The sequence below is a fragment of the Streptomyces sp. NPDC058877 genome, from assembly GCF_042742855.1.
Classification (GTDB): Bacteria; Actinomycetota; Actinomycetes; order Streptomycetales; family Streptomycetaceae; genus Streptomyces.
Genome location: NZ_JBHYMF010000152.1, coordinates 1 through 16982, shown reverse-complemented (window position 1 = coordinate 16982; position 16982 = coordinate 1). Strand labels below are relative to the sequence as shown.

Sequence of the window (16982 nt, the reverse complement as noted above, 5' to 3'; positions counted from 1 at the left end):
GCAGCCGGCTGCCGCGAGCTCAACCTGGACTCCGGTACCCAACGGACCCGGGCCCGGCCGCATATGGGGTGACCGGGCTGCTGTCCCCTGCTGTCCGGTCACACGCGCTGGTGCGAGGTCCCACGACGTACCGGAGGGGTACGCCACACGCCCCAGCGAAGCCACGCGTGGTTTCTTCGGGCCCGCCCCTGGCTGGCACGGACACCCGGACCAACGAAGCCCGGCGGCGGGCGGTCACGCGCCGTACGGGTGAGAGGAAGGCCGAACTCAGATCCGGGGAGCCACCCGGATGCGCCCGGGCGCGGCCCCGTCGCCGGGCATGCTCCGTCCGCGGCTCCGCCGCCCTCAGATGCGCCCCCGGCACAGCTCCAGCATCGTCATCGCCAGCGCCGTGCCCGGCTTGCCCAGCGCCTCCCTGTAGTGGTCCAGGACCTCCATCTCGCGGGCCAGGTTCACCCGACGGCCACCCGAGGAGATGCGGGCCTCCTGGATGACGGCCGAGACGGCCATCCGCTCCTGGATGAGGCCGATGATCCGGTCGTCGAGCGCGTCGATGCGCTCACGGGCACCGCCGATCAGCTCCGCCGCCTCATCGGTGCGGGCGCCGGTCTGCTCGGTGATGGTCTTCGCGGCCAGGGTCTTCGCGGTCATGGTGGGCTCCTCGTGGTGTCGGACGCCCGGGAGACGCGGCCCGGAGGGAAGCAGAACGCCCCGGGCCTTGTCGGCCCGGGGCGCCTGGGAAGTCGCTTGTCAGTTGCTCAAGCAGCACGACCATGGCAGCCGGTGGGCCGGTTGCCATAGGTAAAGAGGAAGGTCGAGTGCTTGTGCATGGGCCCAGTATGGACCCCTCTGCGAGTCCGGCGGCAAACCGGGTTCGGATGGTGAGACGAAAAGCGACACCGGCGCGCCGGTAGAATCGACAAATAGCCCCCCCTTCGGGGGAACCTCTCCTACCGCCGGAAGGCCGCCGTAGTGTCATCAGCGACTCCCGCTGCCGCGCCCGACGTCTCCAACCCGGACGTAGTCCTCGTTGTCGACTTCGGGGCCCAGTACGCCCAGCTCATCGCCCGTCGCGTCCGTGAGGCGCGGGTCTACAGCGAGATCGTCCCGTCCACCATGCCGGTGGCCGAGATGCTGGCCAAGGACCCGAAGGCGATCATCCTCTCCGGCGGCCCGTCCTCCGTCTACGCGGAAGGCGCCCCGCGCCTCGACCGCGCGATCTTCGAGGCGGGCGTGCCCGTCTTCGGCATGTGCTACGGCTTCCAGCTGATGGCGACGACCCTCGGTGGCACCGTCGACAACACCGGTGCCCGCGAGTACGGCCGGACCCCGCTGCACGTCTCCAAGGCCGGCTCCACCCTCTTCGAGGGCACCCCGGTCGAGCAGTCCGTGTGGATGTCGCACGGCGACGCCTGCTCCGCCGCCCCCGAGGGCTTCACCGTCACCGCGTCGACGGACGTCGTGCCGGTCGCCGCCTTCGAGGACGACGAGAAGAAGCTCTACGGCGTCCAGTACCACCCCGAGGTGCTGCACTCCACGCACGGCCAGCAGATCCTGGAGCACTTCCTCTACCGCGGCGCCGGCATCGAGCCGAGCTGGACCACGGGCAACGTGATCGAGGAGCAGGTCGCGGCCATCCGCGCCCAGGTCGGCACCAAGCGCGCCATCTGCGGCCTGTCCGGCGGCGTCGACTCCGCTGTGGCCGCCGCGCTCGTGCAGAAGGCCATCGGCTCGCAGCTCACCTGCGTCTACGTCGACCACGGTCTGATGCGCAAGAACGAGACCGAGCAGGTCGAGAAGGACTTCGTGGCCGCCACCGGCGTCCAGCTGAAGGTCGTCGACGCACAGGAGCGGTTCCTCACCGCCCTCGCCGGCGTCTCCGACCCGGAGACCAAGCGCAAGATCATCGGCCGTGAGTTCATCCGCGTCTTCGAGCAGGCGCAGGCCGAGATCATCGCCGAGGGCGCCGCCGACGGCGAAGAAGTCGCCTTCCTCGTCCAGGGCACGCTCTACCCGGACATCGTCGAGTCCGGCGGCGGCACCGGCACGGCGAACATCAAGTCCCACCACAACGTGGGAGGCCTCCCCGAGGACCTGGAGTTCGAGCTCGTCGAGCCGCTGCGCCAGCTCTTCAAGGACGAGGTGCGGATGGTCGGTCAGGAGCTCGGCCTGCCCGAGGAGATCGTCCAGCGCCAGCCGTTCCCCGGCCCCGGCCTCGGCATCCGCATCGTCGGCGAGGTCACCAAGGAGCGCCTCGACCTCCTGCGCGAGGCCGACGCCATCGCCCGCGAGGAGCTCACCGCGGCCGGCCTCGACCGCGAGATCTGGCAGTGCCCGGTCGTCCTGCTCGCCGACGTCCGTTCCGTGGGCGTCCAGGGTGACGGCCGTACCTACGGCCACCCGATCGTGCTGCGTCCCGTCTCCTCCGAGGACGCCATGACGGCCGACTGGTCGCGCCTGCCCTACGAGGTGCTCGCCAAGATCTCGACCCGCATCACCAACGAGGTCGCCGACGTCAACCGTGTCGTCCTCGACGTCACGAGCAAGCCGCCGGGCACCATCGAGTGGGAGTAGCCCCTCCCGCACGCGCACGAGGCCGCCACCCGCACCCGCGGGCGGGCGGCCTCGCCGCTTCCCGGCCCTGTGACTCCGCCCGACGCCCGCCCGGGCAGCGTCCGCGGACGTGCGCCGAACGCCCGATCCGGCGGGACACCCGGAAGGCCGCAGGGTTCTCCGACCGGATGTCCGTCCGGACCCTGGTGACTTGCCCGGCCGGGCGTTACCTTCCGGCGCATGAGCGTGATACCGGACCCCGTCCCTGTCGAACGGCTCCACTTCGCCCTGCCGCCCGTCCATGCGACGCTCGCGGAAGAACGCACTCACCGCAAGCAGCGCCTCGCGGGTGCGCTCCGGATCTTCGGGCGGCTCGGGTACGAAGAGGGCGTCTCGGGCCACATCACCGCGCGCGACCCCGAGTTCCCCGACTGCTTCTGGGTGAACCCCTTCGGGGCACCGTTCGAGGAGCTCACCGCCAGTGACCTCATCCTGGTGAACGGCGACGGCCAGGTCGTCCTCGGGAACCACCACGTCAACCAGGCGGCCTTCACCGTCCACGCCCAGGTCCACCGGGCCCGGCCCGATGTCGTCGCCGTCGCACACACCCACTCCGTGCACGGACGGGCCCTCGCCGCCCTCGGCGAACTCCTCGACCCGATCACCCAGGAGGCCTGCGCCTTTTACCAGGATCATGCCCTCTACGACTCCTACACCGGCGTCACCGTGGACATCGAGGAAGGCCGCCGGATCGCCGTCGCCCTCGGCGCCTTCAAGGCGATCGTCCTCCGCAACCACGGATTGCTCGCCGTCGGCACCTCCGTCGACGCCGCCGCCTGGTGGTTCATCGCCCTGGAACGCTGCGCCCAGGTGCAGCTGGCGGCGAGGGCCGCCGGCAAGCCGGTGCTCATCGACCACCGCGAAGCGGTCGCCACCCGGGAACAGCTCGGCAGCGACCTGGTCGCCTGGATCAACTACCAGCCGCTCTGGCGCAGGATCAGCCGCGCGGAGCCCGAACTCCTGTCGTAACACCATCGCTTCATCCTTCTGTGCGTCAATGGGATGGCCCGGCAATCACCCCTGGGTGGGATGCGCAGGGTGGGCTCGGGCGCTGCGGGTGCGGCACAATTCCGTGGAATCAACGGCTGGTTGACCCTGCGGGGGCGCACCGGAACGCATTGCAGCGGGCCGTGAAGTGAGCTCGGGAGTGAGCACCGTGGCGGTTCAAGAGGCGAGACAGTACGGCGAGCACGGAACGGCCTGTGCCGGCTGTGCCCACTGCGGGCAGACCGGGCACCGGCGCGCCGTCGCCGCGTTCCTCGCGCGACGGGACGAGCTCGCCATCGGACACGGCGTTCCCGCAGCAGTCGCCCATTCGCCGGTCGCCGCCCGGCAGTGGGTTTCCGACGAGCTGGGCCAGTCCGCCCGGGCGGTGGGTCTCCGTGGTCGGGAGGCCGGGCTCGCCTGGCTCGACCGGGTGCGCCGCGGAGGACTCGGCGCCGTCTGGGGCGCCGTCCTCGCCCTCCTCCTCGGCCAGGCACTCACCGCCGTCGACGGCGGCTGGACCGGAGCACGCACCGCCGGCCTCTGCGCCGCGCTGCTCCTCGGCATCGTGCTCAGCGTCGCCGCCCAGGCCCACCGCGCCCGTGGTGGGCTCCTCGCACCACTGGTCGGCGAGGACAACCGGCTCTCCACCACCCGCGCCGCCGCCGCCGGCTGGCTCCTGTTCCTCGTATACGTCCTCCTCTTCCTGGCCTTCCGCTCGCCGAGCACCAGCAGTGCCTTCGGCCTTGCACGGGGAGCGGGTCTGCTGACCGTCCTCGCCCTCGTCGCCTCCGTCTCCGTCACCGCCCGTCTCGTCGTGGCCCGCGGGATCGCCGCCGGCCGTCTCCAGAAGGTCCGCGCCGACCGTCCGCGCGCCGCGGACCTGATCTGCGACGACAGCGGTCGGGCCGCCCTCGTCGACGTCCAGTACCTCGTGGTCTCCGGCGCCGTCCTCGCCCTTGCCGCCGTCGGTCTGGTCCGCGCCCCCGCACGGCTTCCCGAGGTGCCCTGGTCCCTGGTGCTGCTCGTCGGCGTTTCGGCCGTCTGGCACGTCGCCGCGAAGTGCACCGAGGGCGTCCGCCCCACGATCCACTCCGTGGTCCGATCCCGGGAAGCCGGTGACCTCGACGCCCCGGTCCGAACCGGCGACGACATCGAGATCCGCGGCTGCGGATTCGTCCCGCCCGGTGCCGGCGCCCCCGATCCACTCACCCGTTTGGTCGTCCGCATCGGCCCCGTCCACGCCCACGTCCCCCTGGTCCCGGTCCCCGGGGGCTTCGCCAACCCGACCGACGCCGCTCTGACCGTCCCCCTTCCTGCGGACGTGGAACCGGGCCGGGTGGAGGTCTCGGTGATCACCGCTGCCGGTGTGGAGACCAACCGGGTCGTGATCGAGGTCGTGGACTGAGCGGCCGGTTCCTCCTTCGTGTTTTCGGCGCCGAGTGCGAGGAGAATCGTCTCGCGAACAGTCGTACGGGGTGTGGAGAGGTGAGCGGTGATGACCGGACAGGAGAACCGGCCGGACGACACGGGCCCCGGTGACGGCGCCCCCGACCCCACGAGCGGCCCCTCCGGCCCCGGCGCCTCCGACGGGTCGAGCAAGACCGGCGGGACCGGCGGCAGCCACGGCACCGGCCGCACGGGGGAGACCGGTGGCACCCGCGGCTCCGACCGTCCCCACGGCTCCGATTCGCCCGGGAGGGAAGCGCCCCTCGGGCAGTGGAAGGCGGTTGCCTCCCGGTACGCCCTCCTTCCCCTGCGGCTCTTCCTCGGGCTCACCTTCATCTACGCCGGGCTCGACAAGCTCACCGATCCCGCCTTCTTCGCCGACACCGGCAGCGGCTCCATCGGCGAGATGATGCGCGGAGTCCGTGACGGTTCCGCCCTCCCCGCCCTCGTGGACCTCGCCCTCAAGAACCCGACCGGCTTCGGATACGCCATCGCCTTCGGAGAGCTCGCCGTCGGACTCGGAACCCTCTTCGGCCTCTTCGCCCGACTGGCAGCGCTGGGTGGCGCGTTGATCTCACTGAGCCTCTGGCTGACCGTGAGCTGGCAGGTCCACCCGTACTACCTCGGCAACGACCTGGTCTATCTGATGGCTTGGCTCCCGCTGTTGCTGGCCGGGGCCTCCGTGCTCTCGCTGGATCTGCTCCTCGCCGAGCGGCGTCGTACCCGATAGGCCACCCAGGTCGTCAGGGCGGCAATGCCCAGACCGCCGCAGAGGACGGGTATCACCACCCGCCACGGGGTCGTCCAGGCCCCGGCGGCATCGCCCGCGTACGCGGCGGCCAGGGCGAGGGCGGTCAGGCCGACGACGAGCCGGCCGGGGCGGAACTCATGGAGCAGCACGGGTGACCTCCACCTGTCCAAGTCCGACCTCCAGTGAGAGGTCCAGGGTGCCTGCAGGGACGGTTCCGGCCGGCGGGGCGAGCGTGCGGGTCACGTCACGATCCGGGGCGATGTCGATGTCGTCGGCGGCCTCGCCCGGCAGCTGTAGATCGCCCAGGCCCACCTGGGCGTGCAGTTTCACCACCGCGTCCTTCGGGACGATCACCTTGAGCTGCCCGGCGCCGACCTCGGCGCGCGTGGCCACTCTCGCCCCCGCCGGCACCGGGAGCCCGGACAGGTCGAGCGTTCCGACGCCACTGCCCAGTTCGTAGTACGGCTGCACGGCGGCGACCGACGTGGGCCGCCACGTCTCGCGCACCCAGTCCGTGCTGATCCGGTCGGGGAGGGCAGAGGCCCCCACGAGCAGGCCCGCCGTCACCATCGTCAGGAAGATCGTGCCGAATCCGGTCCTCCCGAGGAAGCTGCTGACGACCAGCCCCAGGCCGAACACTGCGAGCGAAGCCGTGAGACCGATCTGCAGGCTGGTGCCCAACGGCTCGGTGTCCCAGCTCAGAACCGTGCCGAGCCCCCCCGCCAGCACGGCGAGCAGGAAGACGAGGCCGCCGATGGAGAGCGGGCTGCGGCGGATGGAGGGTGCCGGGCGCCCCGGGGCGGCCGTGTCCGGTCCCCACTGGCTGCCCGGCGTCGGCACTTCGCCGTTCACCCGGCCGTCCGCGTCCATGATCCCGTGCGGTCCCCATAGGTAGCCCACCGCCACCTTGCCCGTCGATCCGTCCTTGACGATCGGGTCCTTCCACCAGGAGGGGAACTCGGCGAGGGGCGGGGCCTTGGTCTCGGGCGGCGCTTCGGTGACCGTGAGCACGGCGGTGGCGTCCGGCTTGCCCTCGGCTTCGCCGCCGGCCTGCCGCCGTCGGGACCAGACCGCCGCTCCGCACACCGCGAGCGACAGGGTCAGCGTGAAGCCGAGGACCTGCCCGCTGTGGAGCGTCGACAGGAAGATCCCACAACCGATCAGCGCCATCAGCAGGGCGGCCAGGGAGGCGCCGGAGACCCGGCCCGTCAGCAGCCTGCGCCCTTCGTTCTCCTCTTCTCCCGCGAGCGGGATCAGCAGCCACGCGAAGCCGTAGAACACCAGCCCGAGGCCGCCCGTCACCGAGAGCACGCCGATCACCACCCGGAAGATCACCGGGTCGAGGTCGAAGTGCCGCCCGAGGCCCCCGCAGACGCCCCCCACGACGCTGCTGCCGCGCGAGCGCCTGAGCGGCAGGCCGGGATCGGCCTCCGCCGGCGGCGGGGCCTCGTGCTGCGAAGGCATCGAACTCGTCATGGGTCCATGGTGACGGCCCGTGAGGACTTGCGGCACCGGGGCCGACCCTGGCCCGACCCTGATATTCCCGGGGCTTCCAGCCCCGAGTCCGTACCAGGGCGATCTCAGGGCTGCCCCTGATGCCCGGAGGGAGCCGCGCGTGTGACGATCGGTGCATGTCCGCAACCGCTCGTGTCGCCGAGACCGATGAACCGCCCGTGCGCAGGCTCTACCGGAGCGCCGACGGGCGATGGCTCGGCGGTGTCGCGCGCGGCCTCGCGGGCCATCTCGGCCTTCCGGTGGTCTGGGTGCGCGCGCTCTTCGTGGTGCTGTCGCTCTCGGACGCCCTCGGCATCGTGCTCTACGCGGTCTTCTGGATCGTCGTCCCGCTTGGAGTCGGCGGCCGGTCCGCCCCCCGCTCCCTCTTCGAGTCGACCGCGGACGGTCGGCGCAGACTGCGCAAGCCCGATCGGGGCCAGGTCGTCGCGCTGATCGCGCTCGTCATCGGCATCGTGGCCCTCATCGGGAACATCAGCGTCGACAACGAGACCGGTCGGTACATATGGCCGCTGCTCCTCATCGCCGTCGGTGTCGTCCTCGTCTGGCGCCAGGCGGACAACGCGCGCCGGGCCAGCTGGACCGATCCCGGTCGGCGCAAGCATGCGCTCCAGCTCGTCCGCGGTCTCGTCGGCGTCGGTCTCGTCGGCACCGGGCTCGCGGTCTTCGTGGTGGTGCGCGGCTCCGTCGCCCAGCTCGGTACGGCGGTCACCGCTTCCGTCGCGGTGCTCACCGGCATGGCGCTCCTCGCCGGTCCCTGGCTGGTCCGGATGTCCCAGGACCTCAACGACGAGCGGACCATGCGCATCCGTGCCCAGGAGCGCGCCGAGGTGGCGGCCCATGTGCACGATTCCGTACTGCACACCCTCACCTTGATCCAACGCAACGCCGACGACGCCGGAGAGGTCCGCCGCCTCGCCCGGGCACAGGAGCGCGAGCTGCGGAACTGGCTCTACAAGCCCGAGGGAACCGGTCGGGACGAGGAGCCCGAGACCCTCGCGGAAGCGGTGAAGAGGGCCGCGGCCGAGGTCGAGGACAAGCACGGGGTCCCGCTGGAGGTGGTCGTCGTCGGTGATTGCCCCCTCGACGAGAAACTGGTCGCACAGATGCAGGCCGCGCGCGAGGCGATGGTCAACGCCGCCAAGTACGGTGGCGAGGGCGGGTCCGTGCAGGTGTACGCCGAGGTGGACGGGCGCACCGTCTTCGTCTCGGTGAGGGATCGAGGGCCGGGCTTCGACCTGGATGCGGTGCCCGAGGATCGGATGGGCGTACGAGAATCGATCATCGGCCGTATGCAGCGCAACGGCGGTACGGCCCGCCTGCGGGCACCGCAGGGCGGGGGCACCGAAGTGGAGCTCGAGATGGAGAGGGCGGACGGATGAGCGACGAGAGCGGAACGACGACCGGAACCGGGGCGGGGACGGCGGGCACGGAGCGTCGGGTGCGGGTGGTGCTCGTCGACGACCACCGCATGTTCCGCACCGGGGTCCAGGCCGAGATCGGTCGGACCGAAGTCACCGGCGTAGAGGTGGTGGGCGAGGCCGCCGACGTTGACCAGGCGGTCACGGTCATCACCGCGACCCGCCCCGAGGTCGTCCTCCTCGACGTGCACCTGCCGGGCGGCGGCGGAGTCGAGGTGCTGAGGCGGTGCGCGAGCCTGATGGGGACGCCCGAAGATCCGGTCCGCTTCCTGGCCCTGTCGGTCTCGGACGCGGCCGAGGACGTCATCGGGGTGATCCGGGGTGGTGCCCGCGGCTATGTCACCAAGACGATCACGGGTACCGATCTGGTGGACTCGATCTTCCGGGTCCAGGAGGGCGATGCGGTCTTCTCGCCGCGCCTGGCCGGCTTCGTCCTGGACGCCTTCGCCTCGACGGACGCTCCTCCGGTGGACGAGGACCTGGACCGGCTCACCCAGCGCGAGCGCGAGGTGCTGCGGCTGATCGCCCGGGGCTATGCGTACAAGGAGATCGCCAAGCAGCTCTACATCTCGGTCAAGACGGTCGAGTCGCACGTTTCGGCGGTCCTGCGGAAGCTCCAGCTCTCCAACCGGCACGAGCTGACCCGCTGGGCCACCGCACGCCGCCTGGTCTGAGCCCCACCGATCGGATCCGCACTGCTTGCCCCACCGGAGCCCGGGGCGTCCAGGGCCACCGGGGAGGTTCCGGCCCGTCGGGCCGCATCCGGAGGCGTCCCGGTCACCGGGACCGCTCAGCCGACCCGGGTCGCGCCGGCGAAGGGCATCTCGTCGATGGGGGCGATGCGGATCGGAGACCCCGGGCGCGGGGCGTGGATCATCTGGCCGCCACCGATGTAGAGCCCGACGTGGCTGATGCCGGAGTAGAAGAAGACCAGGTCACCGGGGGCGAGCTGGGATCGGGACACCCGCTGGCCGGCGTTGATCTGGGTGTACGTCGTGCGGGGGAGGGAGACGCCGGCCGCGCGCCAGGCCGCCTGGGTGAGCCCCGAGCAGTCGTACGCGGAGGGGCCCGTCGCCCCCCACACGTACGGCTTGCCGAGCTGGGCGCGGGCGAAGGCGATGGCCTCGGCGGCCCGTCCGTCCGCGGCGACCACCGGCGTGCGCTCGCCGCCCGAGGAGCGGTCGGCCCGGACGGAGACGGAGCCGCCGGCCGCACCCGTGCCGCTCGCCCCGTCGGCCCGTGTCGAAGTGCCGGAGCCCTCGCGGGCTGCGGTCGCCGCTTCGTAGCGAGCCCGCTCCTCCGCGGTGAGCTGGGCGAGCAGGACCCTGGCCTTCGTCAGCTTGCCGGTCACGACGGCCTTCTGGCGTTCCAGCTCGGCCTCGTGGCCGCGCAGGGCGGCGAGCTCGTCGGCCGACTCGCTGCGGAGCTGACGGATCGCGGCGAGTTCGCGTCGTACGGAGGTCAGGGCGACGGCCTGCCGGTCCCCGGCCTTCTCGGCGAGCGCGGCCCGCTCCAGGTACTGGTCGGGGTCTGAAGTGAGGGCGAGCCGCACGGCCGGGTCGAGTCCTCCGGAGCGGTACTGGGCGGCGGCCACGGCCCCCAGCCCGTCCCGAGCGGTGTTGAGCCGTTCGGTCCTTCGGGCGGCCTCGTCGCGGAGCCGGTCGAAGTCGGCGCGGGCCTCGTCGGCCTTCTCCTTCGCTCCGTTGTAGCGCTCGGTCGCTACCTCGGCCTCCTGGTAGAGCCGGTCGACCTCCGCCTTGACCTGGGCGGTGGTGGGCCGGGGGTCCGCGTGTCCGGACCCCTCGAAGAGGGTTGCCGTCGCAGCGGAAGCGAGGGCGAGGGTGGCGGCGGTGCGGACCGCCTGACCGCCGAGGGGGGAGTGCTTGGACTTCCGGTGCGCTGCCACGAGGGCGGGTCACATCCTCTTCCCTGAGGGGGACGGTGCCCGCCGGGCCGACGGCGGCCCGCACAGGGGAGACGGGCCGCCGCCGGATTTTCTCGGCGGGGGCGACCGGCGACCGCCGGACCGGCGGTGGTGGTGGGAGCCGGCCACCTGGTGGAGGACGCTAAACCTGGGGTCACGGCCGGACGGGGAGTTGATCGCTATTGACGGCAGTTGACGTGTTGCGGGTCGATCTCTTTCGTTCCTGGGGGCAAGTCGAAGACCGATCCCTTTCGGTGGCGGTGGCGGTGGCGGTGGCGGTGGCGGTGGCGGTGGCGGTGGCGGTGGCGGGCCGGGGCGGGCACCGCTTCCTCCCCGGCCCTCCTCATGGCGCATGGCGTCGGAGGCCTTGCGGTGCCCCGCCGGTCGAGGCACCGGACGGTGGACCCGCCCGGAAGGCGGATCGGAGCCCCCGTTAGGCTCCGCCCCATGGACGTACTCATCAATGTCTTCGTCGCCCTGCACATCATCGGTATCGCCTCCCTCCTCGGTGGCTTCCTCACCCAGATGAAGGCGATGGGCACGGGTACGGCCCGCTTCAGCCCCGCAATGCTGCACGGCGCGCTGACCATGTTGATCACGGGCGTCGCGCTCGTCGGACTCAACCAGGCCGATGACCACGCCGTGAACAACCTCAAGGTCGGCATCAAGCTGGCGATCCTCGTCGTGATCCTGGGGCTGGTCTACGTCAAGCGGGACGAGGAGAAGGTCGACAAGGGCCTCTTCGCCGCGGTCGGCGGCCTGACCACGGCGAACATCTTCATCGCGACCCTCTGGGTGTGAGTCCTTCCACAGAGTCCGTTCCCGAGACGGGCCCGGATGTCGGCGGGGCGTCCTAGACTCGTGAGGCGATGAGCAGCCTCTTTGACGACAGCTTCCTGGCCGGCCTCCAGAACCACTCCTCGGAGGAGCCCCCGCCCGACCCCGAGGACCACGAGCACGGCGCCCCGGTCGCGGAGGACGTCCCGCACGACCTCTTCGGGGAGCACTTCGACGGTCCCCCGCCGGTCAGGGACACCCACTACCGCGACGGCCACCCCCGGCCCGTCGTGGATCCCGCCGCGCTCCTGGAAGGGCTGAACGAGCAGCAGCGGGCCGCCGTCGCCCACACCGGCACCCCGTTGCTCATCGTCGCGGGCGCCGGCTCCGGCAAGACCAGGGTGCTCACCCACCGCATCGCCCACCTCCTCGCCACCCGGCACGTCCACCCGGGGCAGATACTGGCGATCACCTTCACGAACAAGGCCGCCGGCGAGATGAAGGAGCGCGTCGAACAGCTCGTCGGCCCGCGCGCCAACGCCATGTGGGTCTCCACCTTCCACAGCGCGTGCGTCCGCATCTTGCGCCGTGAGTCGAAGCGGCTCGGCTTCACCTCCTCGTTCTCGATCTACGACGCCGCCGACTCCAAGCGGTTGATGTCGCTGGTCTGTCGCGATCTGGACCTCGATCCGAAGAAGTTCCCGCCGAAGGCGTTCAGCGCCAAGATCTCGAACCTGAAGAACGAGCTGATCGACGAGGAGTCTTTCGCCGACCAGGCCGCCGACGGCTTCGAGAAGACGCTGGCCGAGGCGTACCGGATGTACCAGGCGAGGCTGCGCGAGGCCAACGCGCTGGACTTCGACGACATCATCATGACGACGGTCCACCTGCTCCAGGCGTTCCCGGACGTCGCCGAGCACTACCGCCGTCGCTTCCGGCACGTCCTCGTCGACGAGTACCAGGACACCAACCACGCCCAGTACACCCTCGTGCGCGAGCTCGTCGGCACCGGCTACGAGGACCTCGGCCCGGCGGAACTGTGCGTCGTCGGTGACGCCGACCAGTCGATCTACGCCTTCCGCGGTGCGACCATCCGCAACATCCTCCAGTTCGAGGAGGACTATCCGGACGCGACGACGATCCTCCTGGAGCAGAACTACCGCTCGACCCAGACGATCCTCTCCGCCGCCAACGCCGTCATCGAGCGCAACGAGTCCCGCCGTCCCAAGAACCTGTGGACGAACGCGGGCGCGGGAGCCCGGATCACCGGCTACGTCGCCGACACCGAGCACGACGAGGCGCAGTTCGTCGCCGACGAGATCGATCGGCTGACGGACGCGGGCGAGGCCAAGGCCGGGGACGTCGCCGTCTTCTACCGGACCAATGCCCAGTCCCGCGTCTTCGAAGAGATCTTCATCCGGGTCGGACTGCCCTACAAGGTCGTCGGCGGAGTGCGCTTCTACGAGCGCAAGGAGGTCCGGGACGTCCTCGCGTACCTGCGCGTCCTCGCCAACCCCGAGGACAACGTTCCGCTGCGCCGCATCCTGAACGTCCCCAAGCGGGGCATCGGCGAGCGCGCCGAGGCGATGATCGACGCCCTCTCCCTGCGCGAGAAGATCACCTTCCCGCAGGCCCTGAAGCGGGTCGACGAGGCGTACGGCATGGCCGCGCGTTCGGCGAACGCCGTGAAGCGGTTCAACGCGCTCATGGACGAACTGCGCACCGTCGTCGAGTCCGGTGCCGGCCCCGCGGTCGTTCTGGAGGCCGTCCTGGAGCGGACGGGTTACCTCGCCGAGCTGCAGGCCTCGACCGACCCGCAGGACGAGACCCGGATCGAGAACCTCCAGGAACTCGCCGCCGTTGCGCTGGAATTCGAGCAGGAGCGCGGTGAAGAGCCGGCGACCCTGGCCGAGTTCCTCGAGCAGGTGGCCCTCGTCGCCGACTCCGACCAGATCCCCGACGAGGACGAGGAGGGCTCGGGCGTCATCACCCTGATGACGCTGCACACCGCCAAGGGCCTCGAATTCCCGGTGGTGTTCCTCACCGGCATGGAGGACGGGGTCTTCCCCCACATGCGGGCCCTCGGCCAGACGAAGGAACTGGAGGAGGAGCGGCGCCTCGCGTACGTCGGCATCACGCGCGCCCGCGAGCGGCTCTACCTCACCCGCTCGTCGATGCGCAGCGCCTGGGGCCAACCCTCGTACAACCCTGCCTCGCGCTTCCTGGAGGAGATCCCGCCCGCGTATCTGGAGTGGAAGCGGACCGGTCCGATGGCGAAGCCCGCGGGGCCGACCTCGGGGATCGCCTCGGCGCTCTCCTCTTCCCGTGCCCGCTCCGGTCCCTCCAGCTTCGCCACCCGGCGGGCCGGCGAGAAGCCGGTGGTCTCCCTTCAGGTCGGGGACCGCGTCACGCACGACCAGTTCGGACTCGGCACGGTCACGGCGGTCACCGGCGCGGGCACGGACGCCCAGGCGACGATCGACTTCGGCGACGCGAAGCCGAAGCGGCTGTTGCTGCGGTACGCGCCGGTCGAGAAGCTGTAGCGGTCCGAGGGTCGACGGGCAAAGGAAAGGGCCACGGCGGTTCGCCGTGGCCCTTCCGTACGCCCGGAGGGGGAGGGGCTCAGCTGGTCGGGTCGAGACCGTGGCTGCGCAGCCAGGCCAACGGGTCGATCGCGGAGCCGCCGTTCGGTCGGACCTCGAAGTGGAGGTGCGGACCGGTGGAGTTGCCCGAGTTTCCGGAGTACGCGATGACGTCCCCGGCTTTGACGTGGCCCGAGCGGATCTTGGTGCTGCTGAGGTGGCAGTACCAGGTTTCGGTGCCGTCGGGGGCGGTCACGATCGCCATGTTGCCGTAGGCGCTGTTCCACTGGGTGCGGACGGTGCCGTCGGTCGCGGCCATCACGGGCGTGCCGTACTGCACGGGAAAGTCGATTCCGGTGTGCACGGACATCCAGTTGACGCCCGACTGGCCGAAGCGCGCGCTGAGTTGGTGGAGCTTCACCGGCAGCAGGAACTTGGGGCGCAGCGCTTCCTTGCGGGCCGCCTCTTCTTCGCGCTTCTTCTTCTCGGCTTCCTGGCGCGCCCGCAGGTCGATGCGTTCCTGGGTGCGGCTGGCGCGATCGCCGAAGTCGCGGGCGTCGGCGCTGAGCGCGGCGAGTTGGGTGTCGAAGCTGTTGTTGGCGGCGATCGGCTTGACCGAGGCCGGGTCGGCGGTGGCGAGCGCGGTGGTGTTGTCCTTCTGCCCACCGGCCGTGTCGGTACCGGTGAGTCCGCTGACGGAGGCGGCTGCGATGCCGGCGACCCCCATGACGCAGGCGGAGGGGACGGCGACGGTCAGCAGCGCGGACCGCTTGGCGGGGGTGCGGCGACGGCCTCGACTGCCGCCGGAGGAGCGGCGGACGGGGCGACCGGCGTGGGGCGCTTCCGTGTGGAGTTCGACGACGGGGTGGTCGCCCTCGTCGAGGTCCGCGTCCGGCCCGTCGTACGCGTAGTGCTCGTCCTCGCCGTTCTCGAGCACCTCCAGTACGCCGGTCTCGGCCGGGTCGTCGTTCTCGTCGACCGGGTGTGCGCCGCTGGCGCCGTCCGCTTCGTCGGACGGGGCCTCGGGAACGTAGTCGAAGCTGAACTCGGCGGTGTGCTCGGCCTGCGGGGCGTACTGCTGGGGGACGACCGGCTCGGGCTCCGGGGCCGCCTGGTTCCACTCGGTCGCGTCGAAGGCGCCGGTCTCGCTCGTGAAGGCGGGGGCGGCCCACTGCCCGGTCGCGTCGTAGGACGCGTAGCCGTAGGTGCCCTGGGCTGCGTAGGCCCCGGCGTGGACGTTTTCGTACTGGCCGGTGTGCTGGGCCTCGGTCCAGGCGGTCGCGTCCCACTGGCCGGTCGCGTCGTACTGCGTCGCGGCGGCTTCGTAGGAGCCGGTGGTCCCGTATGTTCCGGTGGTGTCGTAGGCCGAGGTGGCGTTCCACTGGCCCGCGGTGTCCCAGTGCCCGGTGGTGTCCCAGTGCCCGGTGGTGTCGTGCTGCCCGCCGGTGCCGTACTGGCCGGTCGTGTCGTACTGCCCCGTCGTCGTGTGGGCGTCGGTGGCCGCGTACTGGTTGAGGTCCCACTGGCCGCTGTGGTCGCCCTGGCCGTCGGCATGGGAGCCGAACAGCGGGTCGATGGCGAAGTCGCCGGTGGTGTGCGCACCGTCTGCGGTGTATCCGGCGTGGGGGTGCTGGTCGTTCACCAACGTCTCTCTCGCCTCGACAGCAGGACCAGTCCGGGGCGGGCCCGACGAGGGGTGTCCCGGGGGGTAAGCAGTGGCGCGACTGTACCCGGCGGTATGCGGGGCGGACAATCTTCAGAGGGGTCTGCGCCCGCAGGAAACGGGCAATCAGCCGTGTTTCGCCAGGTCGGGTGGAGAGCTTTGGCCTTGTGTTCGATGAACGTTCGAAGAACGGTGTCGCGTGTCCGGCCGTGCCGGCGTGTGCGCAGGGGTCGTTTCTGGGCGCCGCCCCTGAGGTGCCGCGCCCGATCGAGGCCGGCGTGTCGCCGGTCAGTCCACTGTGGTCCCGGTGGGGGCTTCGCCACCCTGCGCGCGATGTTTCCGCGCAGGTTCGAGTGGTCAGGCGACGTCCGAGTGGTCAGGCGACCTCCGAGCGCTCAGGCCACGGAGGCGGCGCCCGTCCCCTCTCCGCACGCTGCCGTGGTGACCGGGCCGCCGGCGTCGAGGGCCTCGCACACCCAGGCGGCCACCGTCGGGTGCACCGGCAGCGCGAGGTGGCCGATGCCGCTCACCCGTACGTTGTGCACGAGCAGGTCGGGATGGTCGATGCGGGCGGTCTCCACCGGAACCATCACCTGGTCGAGGTCGCTCCAGATGCTCACCAGCCGGGTGCGACAGCCGGCAGCGGGGCCGGCGAGCTCCTGCAGGACCTCCGACCCCGGGCGCATTTGCCGCACCAGCGGATGTGCGTCCGCGAGCGGGGCCACCGTGGTGCCCGCGTGCGGTGTGCCGAGCGTGACCAGGGTGCGCACCCGACTGTCGCCGCCCAGGCACTGCACGTAGTAGCGGGCGACCAGCCCCCCCAGGCTGTGCCCGACGACATCGACCTCGGCGTGTCCGGTACGGGCCCGGATCTCCTCCACCCGGCGGCCGAGCAGCTCTGCGGCGGCCCGCAGGTCGAAGGTGAGCGGAGAGTAGTTGAGTGACTCGATGCGGTCACGGCCGTGTCGGGCGAGGGAGCGTCGTAGCAGGACGAAGACCGATCTGTTGTCGACGAAGCCGTGCAGCAGGACGACCGGGCGTCTGCCCTCGCCGACCGCCGTCGGGGTGGGGGAGAGGCGCTCGGCGACGATCCCGGAGGGGTAGAGGACGAGATGGCCGGTGAGGATCGCTACTTCCAGCGCAGTGGCCTTCATCAGGGCGGTGACTTTGCCGAGCTCCATGGCCGGCCTCCCGAACGGCACGCGGGGCCGAACGGTACGCCGGTCCACCGTGGCGGGGGGTCCCCCAGGACGCCGCCCCCCGCCACCCCCCCCACCGCCCCGCGCCCCACCCCCACCCCCCCCCC

Annotated in this window: 12 protein-coding genes and 1 pseudogene; 8 read left to right on the top strand and 5 right to left on the bottom strand. The window is 71.3% G+C overall.

Annotated elements, in window-relative coordinates; genetic code table 11:
• Window positions 1-345: 345 nt before the first annotated feature.
• On the bottom strand, window positions 346-651 hold the full coding sequence (locus tag ACFW2Y_RS27245) for a chorismate mutase (RefSeq protein WP_384884503.1): 306 nt from the start codon (window positions 649-651) through the stop codon (window positions 346-348).
• A 321-nt stretch (window positions 652-972) separates the two neighbouring features.
• Between ACFW2Y_RS27245 and guaA the strand changes: the two genes are divergently transcribed.
• The 4 genes and pseudogenes from guaA to ACFW2Y_RS27225 all read left to right on the top strand — a co-directional run.
• On the top strand, window positions 973-2574 hold the full coding sequence (gene guaA, locus ACFW2Y_RS27240; protein ID WP_384884500.1) for a glutamine-hydrolyzing GMP synthase: 1602 nt from the start codon (window positions 973-975) through the stop codon (window positions 2572-2574).
• Between the two features lie 219 nt (window positions 2575-2793).
• Window positions 2794-3582 (top strand): class II aldolase/adducin family protein, encoded by a 789-nt coding sequence (locus tag ACFW2Y_RS27235; protein WP_384884497.1) that lies wholly within the window; start codon window positions 2794-2796, stop codon window positions 3580-3582.
• 187 nt (window positions 3583-3769) lie between these two features.
• Window positions 3770-5005 carry a hypothetical protein gene (locus ACFW2Y_RS27230; protein ID WP_384884494.1) on the top strand — a complete coding sequence of 412 codons (1236 nt, stop codon included), beginning with the start codon at window positions 3770-3772 and terminating at the stop codon, window positions 5003-5005.
• A 321-nt stretch (window positions 5006-5326) separates the two neighbouring features.
• Window positions 5327-5776: pseudogene (locus tag ACFW2Y_RS27225) on the top strand (DoxX family protein); the annotation flags it as partial.
• 156 nt (window positions 5777-5932) lie between these two features.
• On the opposite strand, the gene ACFW2Y_RS27220 reads toward ACFW2Y_RS27225, so the two are convergent.
• Window positions 5933-7273: a PspC domain-containing protein gene (locus tag ACFW2Y_RS27220; RefSeq protein ID WP_384884491.1), complete on the bottom strand. Its 1341-nt coding sequence runs from the start codon at window positions 7271-7273 to the stop codon at window positions 5933-5935.
• Window positions 7274-7428: 155 nt separating this feature from the next.
• Between ACFW2Y_RS27220 and ACFW2Y_RS27215 the strand changes: the two genes are divergently transcribed.
• Together ACFW2Y_RS27215 and ACFW2Y_RS27210 are read left to right on the top strand one after the other, a co-directional pair.
• The gene (locus ACFW2Y_RS27215) at window positions 7429-8691 is read left to right on the top strand and encodes a PspC domain-containing protein (protein WP_384884488.1); all 1263 of its coding nucleotides are present in this window, start codon (window positions 7429-7431) and stop codon (window positions 8689-8691) included.
• Window positions 8688-9404, top strand: coding sequence for a LuxR C-terminal-related transcriptional regulator (locus ACFW2Y_RS27210; protein WP_384884485.1), 717 nt, complete (start codon window positions 8688-8690; stop codon window positions 9402-9404). Before ACFW2Y_RS27215 ends, ACFW2Y_RS27210 begins: the two co-directional genes overlap by 4 nt.
• A gap of 116 nt (window positions 9405-9520) precedes the next feature.
• Here the strand turns inward: ACFW2Y_RS27210 and ACFW2Y_RS27205 are convergent, their stop codons facing one another.
• Entirely contained in the window at window positions 9521-10636 is a 1116-nt protein-coding gene (locus ACFW2Y_RS27205) for an NlpC/P60 family protein (protein ID WP_384884482.1), read from the bottom strand.
• A 465-nt stretch (window positions 10637-11101) separates the two neighbouring features.
• Here ACFW2Y_RS27205 and ACFW2Y_RS27200 point away from each other — a divergent pair, with 465 nt between their 5' ends.
• Entirely contained in the window at window positions 11102-11455 is a 354-nt protein-coding gene (locus ACFW2Y_RS27200) for a hypothetical protein (protein WP_384884480.1), read from the top strand.
• Window positions 11456-11523: 68 nt separating this feature from the next.
• Complete coding sequence (pcrA, locus tag ACFW2Y_RS27195; RefSeq protein ID WP_384884477.1) at window positions 11524-13974, top strand: DNA helicase PcrA; 2451 nt, start codon at window positions 11524-11526, stop codon at window positions 13972-13974.
• A gap of 79 nt (window positions 13975-14053) precedes the next feature.
• On the opposite strand, the gene ACFW2Y_RS27190 is transcribed toward pcrA, so the two are convergent.
• Together ACFW2Y_RS27190 and ACFW2Y_RS27185 are read right to left on the bottom strand one after the other, a co-directional pair.
• On the bottom strand, window positions 14054-15655 hold the full coding sequence (locus tag ACFW2Y_RS27190) for a M23 family metallopeptidase (RefSeq protein ID WP_384884474.1): 1602 nt from the start codon (window positions 15653-15655) through the stop codon (window positions 14054-14056).
• A gap of 416 nt (window positions 15656-16071) precedes the next feature.
• Window positions 16072-16857, bottom strand: coding sequence for an esterase/lipase family protein (locus ACFW2Y_RS27185; protein ID WP_384884471.1), 786 nt, complete (start codon window positions 16855-16857; stop codon window positions 16072-16074).
• Window positions 16858-16982 lie beyond the last annotated feature (125 nt).